This window comes from Streptomyces sp. NPDC091292 (assembly GCF_044757265.1).
Lineage (GTDB): Bacteria > Actinomycetota > Actinomycetes > Streptomycetales > Streptomycetaceae > Streptomyces.
In genome coordinates this window covers 303679-318366 of the sequence record NZ_JBIVUQ010000001.1, presented here as the reverse complement: position 1 = coordinate 318366, position 14688 = coordinate 303679, and the positions used below count along the sequence as shown (strand labels likewise).

Genomic DNA, 14688 nt, shown 5'->3' with positions numbered 1-14688 from the left:
TTTACTCACTGGTCCTGTGCATCGGGAGGAACGCGGAATGGTGCGGATTTCATCCCTCCGCAACATTACGTGTGGGCAAAGGCGGCAGCACTTCCTTGGGGGCGGTGGTCGGCGCGTAACGTTGCGTAGCGACGGTGGTGGGCGTGAGGTCCTTGTGGATGGCCTTGGCGACGGCCTGGATGGTGGCGACGCCGTAGTTCATGGAGCTGTTGCCGTGGGTGAGCACCGACATGTAGTAGTCGTGGCCGCCGCCCTGGAAGGCGCCGATGCTGTGGACGCGCCAGCCGTGGGTGGAGCGCGAGAGCCACCCGTTCTTGACGTGCACCTTGACGGAGGTGGGGGCGCCGGCCGGGGTGCCCCAGCGCTGGGAGCTGACGACCTTGTTCATGAGCTTGAGGATGTAGGCGCGGGAGTTGTCGCTGAGGACGGTGTTCTTGGCGGTGAACAGGGCGAGGAGTTTCTGCTCGTCCTGGACATTGATCTGGGTGAGCCCCCAGTACCCGCCCGACCCCGGCACCGTCTTGGTCATCTTGGCGGCGGCGAGGAAGTTCTTGACCTTGGTCACGCCGAGCTGACGCCAGAGGGTGGTGGTGGCGTTGTTGTCGGACTTGGTGATCATGGCGGTGGTGAGGTCGATCTCACGCTGGGTGAGGTACCGGTTGTGCTTCTTGTTGTCCCAGAGAAGCGTGGCGAGAACGGTCGCTTTTACGACGCTGGCGGAGTCGTAGGCGGAGGTGCTCCGCAGCGAACAGGTGGTCTTGGTGGCGCGGTCGTAGAGGCCGACGGCGACGGTGCCCTTGCGGTTCTTGAGGGCGGTGGTGATGTCCTTCTGCAATTTGGCGGCGAGGCCGGATTTGGCGGAGGTGCAGGTCACCGTCGGCGTGGCGGCCGAGGCGGGCGCGGCGGCGACGACGGCGCCGAGCGGCGCGAGAACGCCCACGGCGAGACCCGCAGCCGCGACACGACCGGACCGCCCTATTCGGTAAGACATAAGAAATTTCCCATTCCCCTGAGACGAAGAGCACGCCCCCCGCGCACTCGCCTCACTGGACTGAGGAACCACCCCGAACGGTTGTACCGTTTACGAAAACTTGCCCAGACCTCCGGGAGAAACCCACCGCGAAGGCGGCGCGCACGCTCATGTCACGCGCCGGCTGTCTAAAGGGCGCCCATGAGCCCCAGGACTTTGTTGACCGCCTCGGCGACCGGCTGGCCGAGCGCTCCGACCGTCGCGGCGATGGTGGCCATGGCGATCAGGGCTCGGTGCCGGTCCTGCGGAGGGGTTGCGCCGGAGGCGATCACCGGCAGGGAGTCGTCGATGACCTGCGCGCTTCCGGGAGCGACCGCGCCGCGCAACTCCCCGAGCAGCCGCACCAGCTCCTCGGTCGCCTCGCGCAGAGCGGGGGACTGTTGTTTGACGATGCCGGTGTTCCCTGTCCCGCCGTACATGTTGACGTTGTCGCCGTGGATGTTGTCGCCGTAGTGGTACGAGTCGCCGCCACTCACTTGCTCACCCCCGTGTTGAACAGACCGCCGTACATATTGACGTTGTCGCCGAAGTGGTAGTTCTTGGGATTGACGAGCACCCGCTCCACGCGTACCTGGAACTCGGTCTCCGGGTTCTCGATGGCGTTGACGAGGTAGTGGACGAGCTGGCGCAACTGGTCGGGGTTGGGCAGCGTCACCAGCGCGGTGGAAGAGCTGGACGTCTCGACGGCCAGCACCTGCTCGGGCTTCGCTCCCAACTCCTTCACGAGCCCCACGACCAGGCCGACCACCACCGCGACGCCGAGGATCCACACCGCGCCGGCGGTGTCACTCGCACTCGCGCTGGTGCCTTCCGAACTCCGATTGACCGCCTGGACCAGGACGACCACCACGACCGTGACACCGAGCCACTTCAGGAAGCTCATGAAGGCTTCCATGCGTTTGGGCCTCAGCTCGAAGGTATGGACCCGGGTGATGTTGTGCAGCGGATAGGCGGCCTCCCCCACCCACAGCATCCGCCTGCCGACCTTGAGGTCTACGACGGTCCCGCCGGGGGGAGTTGGGGGCATCGGCGGTGGGGGCCCTACGATCCCGGTCGTCTCCACAAGCCCTCAGCCCCCTGCAGGTATCCGACTCGGCGGCCGGGTGGGGACCATTAACTACGCGAACTTCCCACCCAGCAAGAGGCCAAAAGCAGCCAATTGGCGTGGGGGGCAGGGTAGTTGCGGATGTGGGGTGTCTGCCCAGAAGAGCGGAGAGGGTTACGGGGGGGCGGCTGACACGTTCGACTCCTCGCGGTACGCGGGGCTACGCCGCTGTTGATTCCGAGTAGGCCGAACGGAAGCCCCCGCCCCGACGAGCAACCCATGCCAGAGAAGCGAAAGTTGTAGCCTCGACACAACACGGCACCTACGAGACCCAAATTTCCTTTATGCCGGAATCTGAAGAAGTAAGCAAAAACGGCCCGCCGCCGAAGTAAACCCCCAGCTCACGAACGGTGGTCCCCGCACGCGCGGGGGTGGTCCCCCGGCCGAGAATCCGCACGAACCACAGCCTCGGTGGTCCCCGCACGCGCGGGGGTGGTCCCTCTGACCGAATGACCAGATCGGCAACCGCTCGGTGGTCCCCGCACGCGCGGGGGTGGTCCCCACCAGTGCGACTCTGTCGGGGGCGTATCGCGGTGGTCCCCGCACGCGCGGGGGTGGTCCCAGCGGTGGTGTCGGTGGGGCCCTGATACAGGAGTGGTCCCCGCACGCGCGGGGGTGGTCCCGTCACTGCGAGATCAGCATGTCCCGCGAGCCGGTGGTCCCCGCACGCGCGGGGGTGGTCCCTCCAGCGCGGCCGTCCCGGTGCGCCAGAGGTTGTGGTCCCCGCACGCGCGGGGGTGGTCCCCAGGCGCTGTTCGAGGTCGTCTACGACTCGGCGTGGTCCCCGCAACACGGGGATAGTCTCGCCCCCGCACGAATTGCGGGCCGGTTCATCTGATCCCCACAGACGCGCGGAGCGCCTCGCGTCGAGCCCGCCCCCGTCTACGGAACCACCAACCCAGCCTCATAAGCCATGATCACCAAATGAACCCTGTCCCTGGCATCCAGCTTGGACAGCAGCCGCGTCACATACGTCTTCACCGTCGCCGTCGTAATGTTCAAGCTCACCGCTATCTCCGGATTCGCCTGGCCCTGGGCCAGCAGCGTCAGGACCTCCCGTTCGCGGTCCGTTATGGACGGCAGGGGGCGACGCGTCGGGGTCGGGTGGGACGTGAAGTCGGATATCAAGCGGCGCGTCACCGTGGGGGCGATCAACGCCTCGCCCGCCGCCACGACCCGGATCGCCGCGAGGATGTCGTCCAGCGCCATGTCCTTCACCAGGAACCCGGAGGCGCCCGCACGCAGCGCCCCGTACACATACGCGTCGTCGTCGAACGTCGTCAGCACCACCACCCGCGTCGGACCCCCGGCACCCGTGATCAGCCGGGTCGCCTCGATCCCGTCCATCCCCGGCATCCGGATGTCCATGACCACCGCGTCGGGGCGCAGTTCCTCCGTGAGGCGCACCGCCTCCGCCCCCGTACCCGCCTCCCCCACCACCTCCACATCCGCCGTGTCCGTGATGACCATCTGGAGCGCCGCCCGTACGAGTGGCTGATCGTCGGCCAGGACGACCCGAATCCGTGACGTCATCGCACCCCCACCCCCACCGCCACCGGCAGCCGCACCCTCACCACGAAGCCGCCCCCAACCCGCGGCACCGCCGAGAATTCGCCCCGCAGCAGCGCCACCCGCTCCCGCATCCCCACCAGGCCAAACCCACACCCCGGAACCGGAGGAACCGCAACCCCCCTCCCCCTGTCCCCCACCTCGATCACCACCGCCTCCTCACCCGAGTCGATCACCACCTCACACGACCCCACCCCCGCATGCCGCACCACATTCGTCACCGACTCCTGAATGATCCGATACGCCGACACATCGATCTCCGGCGGCAACGGCCGCCGCTCCCCCCGCCACGACACATCCACCCGCACCCCGGCCGCCGTGGTCACCGCAGCAAGCCGCTCGACGTCCCCCAAACCCGGCACCACCCCGGACTCGTACGGCGACGTACCACCCCCAACCTCCCCCTCCCGCAACGCCCCCAACATCCGCCGCAACCCCGACAACGTCTCCCGCCCCGCCATCTCCACCTCCCTCAACGCCTCCCGCGCCCGCACCGGCTGCGTCTCGATGACCCGTGTCGCCGCCCCCGCCTGAAGCGCGATGATGCCGATGCTGTGGGCCACCATGTCGTGCAACTCCCGTGCGATCCGCAGCCGTTCGGCGGTCACGGCCTGTGTCGCGGCCTGCGCGCCCAGCGCTGAGGCGTACGCACGCGACTGCCGCGCCGAGTTCCCGACCAGCCACGCGACGACGGCCGTCAGCGCCATCGCGAGCAGCGTCGACGTACCGATACCGAACCCGAGCAGCAGCCGAGTGACCGCGTACCCGACGAGCACCCCGAGAGTCAGCGCGAGCGCGGCGACCGAGGTACGGCGGGCCCGCCTCGCCGCGACGAAGCAGAGCGCGACATCGGCGGCGAGGATCTGGAGGAGGTTGATCTCCGACGAGTTCAGCGCCATCGCGCCCGCGACCGACGCCGTGAGCAGCAGCGCGACGGCCGTCAGGGGCCGGCGGCGGAGCAGACAGCTACCGGCGAGGGCGAGCGCCGTGCCGAGGGCGAGGTTCAGCTGATTCCCGTACGGCATGCCTCCCCACCCGCGCCTCGTCGGCGACAGTCCGCCCACCGCCTCGCCGGGCAGGACGACCATCGTCAGGAACGAGTACGCGGTAGCCGCACACCACGCGAGCGCCGTCCAGACGCCCGGCGGCACGCGCTTGAGCAGCGGAAGAGGCGGGGTGACATGCATGCCGCGAGCGTAACCACGGCCCCGGCACCGGGCATCGGACCGTGGTCGTAAGCCCCAGGACGACATTGCCCGCCCCGATTGCCACCGGCGGGCCGATGACGCCCGCCGCCCCCTCCCGGCAGCGTGGACCGCATGATCGAGGTCAACGAACTCACCAAACGGTACGGAAGGACCACGGCCGTCAACCGGCTCTCCTTCACCGTGCGCCCCGGCCACGTCACCGGCTTCCTCGGCCCGAACGGCGCCGGCAAGAGCACCACCCTCCGCATGACCATCGGCCTGGACGAGCCGACCGCCGGGTCCGTCACCGTCGACGGACACCGCTTCCGCGACCACCCGCGCGGACTCCGCCAGGTCGGCGCCCTCCTCGACGCGGGCGACGTGCACGGCGGACGCACCGCCGCCGCCCACCTGGCGGTCCTGGCCCGCAGCAACGCGATCCCGCGCAGCCGGGTGGGCGAGGTACTGGAGGAGGTCGGCCTCGCCGACGCGGCCCGCCGCCGTATCGGCGGGTACTCGCTCGGGATGAAGCAGCGCCTCGGTATCGCCACCGCGCTGCTCGGCGACCCACCCGTCCTCCTCTTCGACGAACCCCTCAACGGCCTTGATCCGGAAGGGGTGTTGTGGGTACGCAAGCTCTTCCGGCGGCTGGCCGCCGAAGGCCGGACGGTGTTCGTCTCCAGCCACCTGATGAGCGAGATGGAGAACACCGCGGACCGGCTCATCGTCATCGGCCGCGGCGAACTGATCGCGGACGAGCCCCTGTCCGAGTTCGCGGCCCGGGGCAAACGGATCAGCGTGACGGTACGGACCGCCGACGCGGCGGGCCTGAGCAAGCTGACCGCGCTGGTGGCGGCGGAGGGGGCGACGGTCCTCGCGGAGGACGACGGCACCCTCTCGGTGACGGGCCTCACCGCACCCCGTATCGGCGAACTCGCCTTCCAGCACCGCGTGATGCTGCACGAACTGGCGACCCGCTCGGCCTCACTGGAGGAAGCGTTCATGGAACTGACGGCGCAGAGCGTGGAGTACGCGGCGGGAGGCACCCGATGAGCGCGACGACGGCGGTACGAGCACGAGCGGTCGCCGCTCACCCCGCCCGCTTCCGTGACCTCCTCGCCTCGGAGTGGCTGAAACTCTGGTCCCTGCGGTCGATGCGCTGGGCCCTCGTCGTCACCGCCCTGGCGATCATCCTGCTGAACGCGAACGCGGCCTACGCCGACTACGTCAACTGGTCGCGCTACGACGAGGGAATCCGCGCCCACTTCGTACCGGACTGGTCCCTGCGCGACGCCTTCAGCAACAACTCCGGCATCACGCTCATGCTCATCGCGGCGAGCCTGGGCTCGATGGCGGTGGTGAGCGAGTACGCGACGGGGATGGTACGGACGACCTTCGCGGCGGTTCCGGCGCGCCGCGCGCTGATGACGGCGAAGGTGGCCGTGCTGACGGCGGTCATGACGGTGTACGGGGTGGTGATCGCGGGCGGTTCCTTCTGGTTGACGCAGGCGATTCTCTCCGGCCGGGGCGTCGGCATCTCGATCACGTACCCCGGTGTGGTGTGGGGCGTACTGGCCTCCGCCCTCCTCGCCCCGGTGAGCGCGCTCGTCGGCTTCGGGCTGGGCGCCCTGATCCGGCACAGCGCGACGACGATCGTGGCGAATGTGGTCGTACTCCTCCTGATCCCGAACTTCCTGAACGACGACCGCTACTGGTCGGCGACCCTGAACCACGCCCTCCCCTTCCGCGCCTGGCAGCGCCTGCTCCAGTTGGAGGCACCCTTGCCGACCCCCTCGCTCCCGTACCCGGCGACGGGCGCCACGGGTTCGTGGCTGGTGTTCGCGCTGTGGGGGGTGGTGGCGGCGGTGGTCGCGGTGGGGGTCGTGGAGCGGAGGGACGCGTAGACGCGCGAGCGGGTCGGAGGTCGGAGGTGGTTTCTAGGTCAGTGAGTGACCTAGAAGGCGTCTAGCGTCACCACCTCGTTCGACGCACTCGTACCCCAGGAGGCAGTCAGATGTCCGTCAAGCCGGTTCCGCAGGGCTACCACACCGTGACGCCGTGGATCATCTCGCGCGACACGGTGCGGCTCATCGACTACATGAAGCGGGCCTTCGGTGCGGAGGAGCTGGCGTGCCTCGCGGGCAGGGACGGGGCCATCGAGCACGCGGAGGTACGGATCGGTGATTCCGTGGTGATGATGTTCGACGCGCGGCCGGAGTGGCCGCCGACCCCCGGCTTCCTCCGTCTTTACGTCGAGGACGCCGACGCCGTGCACCGTCAGGCCGTCGCTGCCGGCGGCACTTCGGTCACCGAGGTCACCCACCTGTTCTTCGGCGACCGGGTCGGGCGGGTACGCGATCCGCTGGGCAACCTGTACTGGATCCAGACCCGCGTCGAGGACCTGAGCCCGGACGAAATGGAACGCCGCCTCGACGACCCGGAGTTCACCAGGGCCATGGAGTACGTCCAGAGCGCCGACCTGTTCGACTAGACGTCCGCAGGGTCGCGGTTGGGGTCGGGGTCGGGGTCGGGGTCGTCGGTCACGGCCCAGGAGTGGGGGTGGGGGTGGTCGCGGTAGAGGGTGCAGGCGTCGGCGTCCGGCCCGCCGGCGGTCTCACACCAGGGGAGGTTTTCGTAACGGGGGGTGCCATGGGTGTCCCACCGGGCCCAGAGTGCGTGGGACGGGTTGTGGTCCCAGTCCCATACGTGGTCGGCGTGTTCGCCGGGGTGTCCGTGGGCGAGTTCGCAGTGCGTGTGGGTGGGGGTGAGGTGGAGGTCGTTGCCGAGGACGCGGCCTTGTCCGGCGAGGATGGCGAAGAGGAGGGGGGCGGGGGTGAGGGGGGTGGTTGCTTGGCAGGGGTACATGGCTGGTCCTGGGGGTTGTGGGGGGTGGGGTGGTTGGACGGTGAGGGTGTAGGCGCAGTCGGTGTCCGGGATGAGGATGAGGAGGGGGTGGCCGGCTTTGATACGGAGGCGGGCGGCGTGTTGGCGGGCGGGGTTGTGGGCCCATGTGCGGAGGTGGGTGGGGGTGTCGGGCTCGGGGGTGGTGTTCTGGCGCATGCCGGGTGTCACCCAGGGGGAGTGGGCGGGGTCGGGGTCGAGGCGGTCGGCGATACGGAGGGCTTGGCTGCGGAGCCAGCGGATGGCGAGTATCGGGGAGATGGTGTCGTGGGTGCCGAGGATGTGGTGGGCGGTGTGTCCGGTGCCGTAGACGAGCCCTTCGGCGTGGACCTCGCACCGGTAACTGGGTTGGTGGGGAGGGCAGTTCATACGGGCCCCTGGCGCCACATCACCCAGGGACGCTCGATGACTTCGGCGTAGCTGGTGTGCTCGGGGTGGTCGCGGAGGTGGGCGAAGGCCCAGGTCTGGGGTTCGGTGGGGTCGGTACTCACCGGAGACTTGGCGTCGCACTCGCGGTCGTCGCCGTCGCCCTCGATGAGGGTGAGACAGCGGAAGGCGTACGTGCGCGGTGGGGCGTCATCGTCAAGATCCGGCCGTAATAGCCAGCGGATGTAGCCGTAGGTGCTCACAGGTACTCACCGCGACTCCGGGCGTTCATACGGGAGTTCTCGGCGCGTAAGCGCTGTTCGGGGGTGGCCGGCCGTACGTCTTGTGGGTCGACGGACCATTCCCTACCGCCAGTTACAGGGCGCAGAGACCATAGTCCGCACCACTCACCCCGGAACTCACCGATCCGGTTCTGCGCGTCGACCATGAGCGTGCCGGGCGCCGGAAGGTTCTTTTCGGACACCGCAACTCCTCTCCGTAGCGAAGCCACTACCAAGAGCGCTTAGAGTTGCCTAGAGTCGAGACTCGATCAACCTGTGACGCGCGAAAGAAAAGTCGGTGAGGGCCGTTGAATCGCAAGGAGTTGAACCCTGACAGCAGCCCGGAAGCTGCGTTCGGGGCACGTATCCGCAGCTCACGGGAGGCGCGTGGATGGAAACAAGAAGACCTTGCCGAAGCGATGGGATATTCCAGCACGCATATTTCGGCCGTGGAAACTGGTCGCAAGGTGCCGACTCTTCGCTTTTCGCGCAGGGCTGACGTTGCCTTCGGCACTGGCGGCACAGCGGACACGTTCGAACGTCAGTGGCGCGAGATCCGCACCGGCAGCCTGCTGGAGGGCTTCTCCGAGTACGTGGGGCACGAGGGGCGAGCAGCGGAAATCCGACTATTCGAAGTGGGCGTGATTCCTGGTCCGCTCCAGACGCGTGAGTACGCGGCAGCCATTGAGGCAGGCCACGTGCAGCGAGGTTCCATCACGGCTGAACAGGCCACTGAGCGAGTCGACTTCCTCATAGAGCGGCAAGCCGCGCTGGTACGAACCCATCCGCCCATGGTGATCGCGGTGCTGGACGAGAGTTGCATCCGCCGAGAGATCGGTGGACCCGAAGTCATGGACCGGCAGTTACGCCACCTGCTTGAGTTCGCCGAGCAGCCGAACACGTCGCTACAGATCGCTCCGTTCACCATGGGAGAGCGGCGGCCCTTCAACAGATTGGTGCACTTGCTGACGCTGACGGATCGGTCCGTCATGGCGTACGTCGAGTCCCAGACCCAGGGTTACCTAGACCGTGAGAGCACTGCCGTACTGCCGTTGGTGAGGGCCTACCATCAGCTACAGACAGAAGCGCTGTCGCAGGCGGAATCCGTTGCCATGATCGAACAGGTACGAAAGGGCGCCCCGTGACGAACGAACCCCTCAACTGGATCAAGTCCTCCTACAGCGGCAGCGGCGGGTCCTGCGTCGAGTGGGCCCCCACGAACGCCGCCGCTACCGGCATAGTCCCCGTCAGGGACTCCAAGAACCCGACCGGCCCGACCCTGAACGTCCCGGCCGATGCGTTCACGTCCTTGGTATCGGGCATCAAGGCGGGAGAGTTCGACACCATCTGACCAAAGGGGCAACCCCGTGACGAACGAAACCCCCCGCTGGCTCAAGTCCTCCTACAGCGGCAACGGCGGGTCCTGCGTTGAGGTGGCCGCCAACCTCGCCACCTCCCACGGCGTGATCCCGGTCCGCGACTCAAAGAACCCGCGCGGCCCGGTCCTGAACGTCCCCACCGAGGCATTCACCACCTTCATCTCGGCCGCCAAGGCAGGAGAGTTCACCCCCACCTGACGCCAAGCCCCCGCCCCCCGAAAGGACCGGGCCGGGCATAAGTCCGCCACGACACCACCTCCCTCCCTATGCGCGGGCGGGGAGCACGGGCCTGCAATGGTGCGTGACCTCGCCAACGACGGACCGTCCCCGCGCAGGCGGGGAGCACGGGACATTCGACGCGGTGATCGGGAACGCGCCGGGACCATCCCCGCACGCGCGGGGAGCACGGGTGACGTCCTTGGTCGCGTAGTACGACATCGGGACCATCCCCGCGCGGGCGGGGAGCACCTTTTCGGCAGTTCGGCGAGGGCCTGGCCCTGAGGACCATCCCCGCGCGGGCGGGGAGCACCGCCTCCCAGTCGGCGTGATGACGACGAAGCCGGGACCATCCCCGCGCGGGCGGGGAGCACTATGGTTCGCGGTTTCAGATTCACAACGCGCCGGGACCATCCCCGCGCGGGCGGGGAGCACGATGTGGACGAAGCCAGCGTGTGCCACACGCCGGGACCATCCCCGCGCGGGCGGGGAGCACGCACTGGGTCCTGCACAAGCTGACCATCTCCGCGGGACCATCCCCGCGCGGGCGGGGAGCACGCGCTGGACTTGACCTTTGCGATCACCTTGCTGGGACCATCCCCGCGCGGGCGGGGAGCACAGGCCGTGAGCTGGGAGTTTGTCTCGGCGGGGGCCTGTTTTTACTTACTTTCACGGAATCCGACATAGGGGGCATCTGGTCCTCTTCGGTGAAGCGCTGCATCGAGGCTACAACTCCGGCTACTGCGGCACGGGTTACTCGCGCGCGGACGTACGCCGTGGCCTACAACGGCAAGAGAGGGCCAAGCGCGTCGAGGTCACCGCCAACCTCGCCACCGCACCGTGCCGCCCCCATCCGTGACTCAAAGAACCCAATCGGCCCGGACCTGAAAGCCCGATCGAGGCGTTCGCGCCGGAAGTCAAGACGAGAGCGTTCAACCCCAAGTGCCACCAAGCCCGCATCACCGCAGAGCACGTCAGGACACGAAGGGCCAGACGTACCAGCCGCGAATCTCGCCCACCGCCCCCGCAACCCTTCCTACGGTTCTGGCCAGATACCCCACACCCACAACCATCTGGCCACTCCCCGAGAGAGAGTCCCCCACCCCCAGCCTCAACCTCCGCAGCAAGACCGCCTCGTGTACGCGAAATCACCGGGCCGGCCAGCCCAGCACCTCACAGTCAAACCCAACCCCGCATTAGCGGGGAGCACACTGCGTCGATGACGGCTCGCTGGAGCTGGTCGAGACCATCCCCCGCACGCGCGGGGAGCACCTCCCCGGGGTGGTTGTCGGCCTGGCCGGCCTCGGGACCATCCCCGCACGCGCGAGGAGCACCGTGAGCCGCATCTGGACTGTTGCCGGCTGGCGGGACCATCCCCGCACGCGCGGGGAGCACCTGTAGAGGTGCGAGTCCTCGTAGGGCGCGAGGGGACCATCCCCGCACGCGCGGGGAGCACCGGCTGTCGGTGACCTTCAAGACCAGCCCGACGGGACCATCCCCGCACGCGCGGGGAGCACGAGTCTGCGGGTGGTGCGGGAGGAGGGAGGGTGGGACCATCCCCGCACGCGCGGGGAGCACCCGTAGACGGCGTCTTGTCCACCCTTCGTGCAGGGACCATCCCCGCACGCGCGGGGAGCACAGGGCGTGAGCTGGGGGTTTGTCTTGGTGGGGGGCTGCTTTTACTTACTTTCGTGGAATCCGGCATAGGGGGCATCTGGTCCTCTTCGGTGAAGCGCTCCAGCGAGGCTACAACTCCGGCTGCTGCGGCATCGGTTGCGGCCTGCGGCGACAGCGGCCCAGTACGGTCGCGGTCTTCGCCAGACTCACCACCGAGGCTCAAGACCCCAACCGACCCGGTCCTGAACTGGGTTGTTGCGACAACCACTGGAACCCACGGTCAGCTCGGTGACTCGGTCAGCGCCGTCTCGATGGACCTTCTCAGCGTGACCGTCTCGGGGTCATCGAACTCGGCCAGCAGCGGCAGAGCTTCCCGCCACGACGCGCGCGCCTGCTCGTCAGCGCCGGTTTCGCGCAGTGCAGTCGCGAGATGGTCCAGGGCCACCGCCGTTCTCCAGCGGTCCCCCAGGTCGCGGTGGGTGGCTGCGGCCTGGCGGTGAAAGGCCACGGCTTCCTCTCCCCGCCGCAGTACCTGATACGCGACCCCGGTGCCGTCCAGCGCCTCGGCCTCGCGACCACGGTCACCGATACGACGGTGGATGGTTGCTGAACGGTGGTAGGAGACCAGAGCTTCATCGACCTCACCGCGAGCGAGCTGAACTCTGCCGAGGCGGTTCAGAGCCACCCCTTCCATCAGCCGATTGTCGAGTTCAAGAGCGATGGCCAGCGACTCTTCGACCAGCGAGGCGGCCGGATCCAACTGCCCCAGTTCAAGGTGCACATCACACAGGCTGCCGAGAACGTTCGCTTCGCCGTTCCGATCACCTACGTCCTGGTACGCCGACCGCGCCCAACGGCCCAGCTCAATAGCCTCACTCAACTGGCCAAGCTGACGGCTCACTACGCAAAGGTTCGCTGTCGGAGCAATCAGTTCACCAGGTCCGATGTCGCGGCACAGATCCGCGCTCTGGTTGAAATGCGCGTACGCCTCATTGACCTGATGGCCGTCGAGAAACACGGTGCCCAGCAGATTCAATACCCACGCCTCACTCCGACGGTCACTGGCCTGCCGACGGATCTGCAAAGCGGCCTGGTAGTGGTCGGCGGCCTCGGTCGGCCGGTGGGACTGGCGGCAGAACATGCCCAGGACTTCGAGGAGCACCGCCTGCCCTTCCTGGTCTTCACAGCGGCGGGCGGCCTCAAGCCCCAGGCTGCCGGTGGTGAGCCAGTCCTCGAAGAAGTTGTAGCTCGCGTAGACGGAGCGCAGAACGGCCGGAAGTTGCCAGGCCATCCGGTCCAAACCCGCAGTGACCATGGCCCTTTGGGCAGCGAGCAAATTGTTCTGCTCGGCCCTGAACCAGTCCATCGCCTCAAGGAAGGTGGCGAATTCCTGCGGTCGCACACCATCCGCTGGAGAGCCGAGGACGATACGTGAATATCCATGTCGACGTTCGGCTGCGACGACCGCGTCGGCGGTGTGCAGATACCAGCTCAAGACCCGCCGCAACGTCGTACGTCGCTCGTCCGGTGGGTCCAGACGCTGGGCCTGGTCGATGGCGTAGGCGCGGAGGAGGTCGTGGAACTGGTAGCGGTCGGGGCCGATCTGTTCCAGCAGGTGGACGCCGACCAGGACATCCAGTTGGCGCCGGGCCTGGCCCACGGGAATCGCGGCGATCACGGCGGCGGCGTGCGTGGAGAAGTCCGGGCCCGGGTGCAGGCCCAGGAGCCGGAACAGGCGGGCGGCGTCGGCGGGCAGAGCCCGATACGACCAGGCGAACACCGTACGTACCGCGTCGGCTTCGTCATCGTCGTCGGAAGACAGGGCGTCCCACAAGGACGACTCGTCACGGAGGTCTTCGATCAGCATGCCCAGCGGTACGCGGGGGCGGGCAGCGGCGCGTTCTGCGGCCACGCGTAACGCCAACGGCAATCGGGCGCACAGACGGGCCAGTTCCGCTACCTCCTGGTCGTCGTCGGTCCGGTAGCCCCCGGTCGTCTCGTGCAGCAGGCGGACGGCCGCCGACTCCTCGAACACCTCCAGCGTCACCCGCCGCGCCCCATCCCGCGCGACAAGGCCGGACAGACGGCTACGGCTGGTGATCAACGTCAGACACCGCCCGGTACCAGGCAGCAACGGCCGCACCTGCCCGACACTCGCCGCATTGTCGAGTACGACGAGCATGTTCCGGTCGGCGAGGAGGGTGCGGTACAGGGCCGCGCGGGCTTCCACGTCCGTGGGGATCGCGGCGGCCGGCACGCCCAGGGCTACCAGGAAACGTTCCAGGGCCAGGGCGGCGGTGAGCGGTGCGCCGGGATCGTAGCCGCGCAGATTCACGTACAACTGCCCGTCCGGGAAGTGCTCCTTCGCGCGGTGGGCCCAGTGCACGGCGAGCGAGGTCTTGCCGACGCCCGCTGTCCCGGCGATCACCAGGACCGGCACCCGCCCCGCAACGTCCTCGCCCAGCGCCGCGTCAAGATGCTCAAGATCCACGGTCCGATTCACGAACCCCCGTACATTCCCCGGGAGTTGCTGCGGCACGGGCACCGGCGCCTGTCCGGTGTGAAAATGCACGCCTCCGCTGAAGTCCCGCCCCTGCACCACGGCATGCGCCGCCCCACCCGAAAACGACGACGCCGTCCCCTGCCCCGACCCGTCCCCCGCGCCACTACCCATCCCCGCCCGCTCCCCACTGTCAACGCTGAGTAACCAACCGTTGACAGTACCCAACCCAACCCCAACAAGGAACCACGCCCCAAGACGCCCCCTCCCACGCGTGCGCGGGGAGCACCGCTACTGGCAACGCCCCACCGTGGCAGTCCTGGGACCATCCCGGCACGCGCGGGGAGCACTCCGGACCGCAGGCTGAGATGCACCTCGCGACGGGACCATCCCCGCACGCGCGGGGAGCACTGCAACGTGACCGAGGACGACATCCAGGACTGGGGGACCATCCCCGCACGCGCGGGGAGCACGATGAGGCCGGGACTGGGGGTCCGGCTGCCCGAGGACCATCCCCGCACGCGCGGGGAGCACCTG

General features: G+C 68.2%; 14 protein-coding genes and 4 CRISPR repeat arrays (1 of these 18 only partly in view). Of the genes, 6 read left to right on the top strand and 8 right to left on the bottom strand.

What is annotated here, in order from left to right:
- Positions 1 to 49 precede the first annotated feature (49 nt).
- The 5 genes from ACIQNU_RS01390 to ACIQNU_RS01370 all read right to left on the bottom strand — a co-directional run bounded on the left by ACIQNU_RS01390 (position 50) and on the right by ACIQNU_RS01370 (position 4891).
- Positions 50 to 991 carry a serine hydrolase gene (locus ACIQNU_RS01390; protein ID WP_401359542.1) on the bottom strand — a complete coding sequence of 314 codons (942 nt, stop codon included), beginning with the start codon at positions 989 to 991 and terminating at the stop codon, positions 50 to 52.
- Positions 992 to 1158: 167 nt separating this feature from the next.
- A complete protein-coding gene (locus tag ACIQNU_RS01385) occupies positions 1159 to 1506 on the bottom strand; it encodes a hypothetical protein (RefSeq protein WP_401359540.1) in 348 nt (115 codons plus the stop codon).
- Positions 1503 to 2057 (bottom strand): DUF6232 family protein, encoded by a 555-nt coding sequence (locus ACIQNU_RS01380; RefSeq protein ID WP_401359538.1) that lies wholly within the window; start codon positions 2055 to 2057, stop codon positions 1503 to 1505. Before ACIQNU_RS01380 ends, ACIQNU_RS01385 begins: the two co-directional genes overlap by 4 nt.
- 428 nt (positions 2058 to 2485) lie before the next feature.
- Positions 2486 to 2941: direct repeats of the CRISPR family, unit length 29 nt; unit sequence GTGGTCCCCGCACGCGCGGGGGTGGTCCC.
- A 76-nt stretch (positions 2942 to 3017) separates the two neighbouring features.
- Positions 3018 to 3668, bottom strand: coding sequence for a response regulator (locus ACIQNU_RS01375; RefSeq protein WP_401359535.1), 651 nt, complete (start codon positions 3666 to 3668; stop codon positions 3018 to 3020).
- Positions 3665 to 4891, bottom strand: a complete 1227-nt coding sequence (locus ACIQNU_RS01370) for a sensor histidine kinase (protein ID WP_401359533.1) — start codon at positions 4889 to 4891, stop codon at positions 3665 to 3667. The genes ACIQNU_RS01375 and ACIQNU_RS01370 overlap by 4 nt, the downstream gene beginning before the upstream one ends.
- A 132-nt stretch (positions 4892 to 5023) precedes the next feature.
- Between ACIQNU_RS01370 and ACIQNU_RS01365 the strand changes: the two genes are divergently transcribed.
- The 3 genes from ACIQNU_RS01365 (at position 5024) to ACIQNU_RS01355 (ending at position 7382) form a co-directional block, all read left to right on the top strand.
- The gene (locus ACIQNU_RS01365) at positions 5024 to 5944 is read left to right on the top strand and encodes an ABC transporter ATP-binding protein (RefSeq protein WP_401359531.1); all 921 of its coding nucleotides are present in this window, start codon (positions 5024 to 5026) and stop codon (positions 5942 to 5944) included.
- A complete protein-coding gene (locus tag ACIQNU_RS01360; protein WP_401359528.1) occupies positions 5941 to 6795 on the top strand; it encodes an ABC transporter permease in 855 nt (284 codons plus the stop codon). Before ACIQNU_RS01365 ends, ACIQNU_RS01360 begins: the two co-directional genes overlap by 4 nt.
- Before the next feature lie 110 nt (positions 6796 to 6905).
- Positions 6906 to 7382 carry a VOC family protein gene (locus ACIQNU_RS01355; RefSeq protein ID WP_401359525.1) on the top strand — a complete coding sequence of 159 codons (477 nt, stop codon included), beginning with the start codon at positions 6906 to 6908 and terminating at the stop codon, positions 7380 to 7382.
- On the opposite strand, the gene ACIQNU_RS01350 is transcribed toward ACIQNU_RS01355, so the two are convergent.
- Together ACIQNU_RS01350 and ACIQNU_RS01345 are read right to left on the bottom strand one after the other, a co-directional pair.
- Positions 7379 to 8161 carry a hypothetical protein gene (locus ACIQNU_RS01350; RefSeq protein ID WP_401359522.1) on the bottom strand — a complete coding sequence of 261 codons (783 nt, stop codon included), beginning with the start codon at positions 8159 to 8161 and terminating at the stop codon, positions 7379 to 7381. The genes ACIQNU_RS01355 and ACIQNU_RS01350 overlap by 4 nt on opposite strands.
- Entirely contained in the window at positions 8158 to 8421 is a 264-nt protein-coding gene (locus ACIQNU_RS01345) for a hypothetical protein (RefSeq protein WP_401359520.1), read from the bottom strand. The genes ACIQNU_RS01350 and ACIQNU_RS01345 overlap by 4 nt, the downstream gene beginning before the upstream one ends.
- Positions 8422 to 8747: 326 nt before the next feature.
- Here ACIQNU_RS01345 and ACIQNU_RS01340 point away from each other — a divergent pair, with 326 nt between their 5' ends.
- Genes ACIQNU_RS01340 through ACIQNU_RS01330 form a run of 3 tightly spaced genes read left to right on the top strand, consistent with a single transcriptional unit; the run spans position 8748 to position 10016 of the window.
- A complete protein-coding gene (locus ACIQNU_RS01340; protein WP_401359517.1) occupies positions 8748 to 9584 on the top strand; it encodes a Scr1 family TA system antitoxin-like transcriptional regulator in 837 nt (278 codons plus the stop codon).
- Entirely contained in the window at positions 9581 to 9790 is a 210-nt protein-coding gene (locus ACIQNU_RS01335; RefSeq protein WP_401359515.1) for a DUF397 domain-containing protein, read from the top strand. Before ACIQNU_RS01340 ends, ACIQNU_RS01335 begins: the two co-directional genes overlap by 4 nt.
- A 16-nt stretch (positions 9791 to 9806) precedes the next feature.
- A complete protein-coding gene (locus ACIQNU_RS01330; protein ID WP_401359512.1) occupies positions 9807 to 10016 on the top strand; it encodes a DUF397 domain-containing protein in 210 nt (69 codons plus the stop codon).
- Between the two features lie 59 nt (positions 10017 to 10075).
- Positions 10076 to 10653: direct repeats of the CRISPR family, unit length 28 nt; unit sequence GGACCATCCCCGCGCGGGCGGGGAGCAC.
- 562 nt (positions 10654 to 11215) lie between these two features.
- Positions 11216 to 11673: direct repeats of the CRISPR family, unit length 29 nt; unit sequence GGGACCATCCCCGCACGCGCGGGGAGCAC.
- A 258-nt stretch (positions 11674 to 11931) separates the two neighbouring features.
- On the opposite strand, the gene ACIQNU_RS01325 is transcribed toward ACIQNU_RS01330, so the two are convergent.
- On the bottom strand, positions 11932 to 14325 hold the full coding sequence (locus ACIQNU_RS01325; RefSeq protein WP_401359510.1) for an ATP-binding protein: 2394 nt from the start codon (positions 14323 to 14325) through the stop codon (positions 11932 to 11934).
- Positions 14326 to 14411: 86 nt separating this feature from the next.
- Positions 14412 to 14688: direct repeats of the CRISPR family, unit length 29 nt; unit sequence GGGACCATCCCCGCACGCGCGGGGAGCAC (it continues 119 nt past the right edge of the window).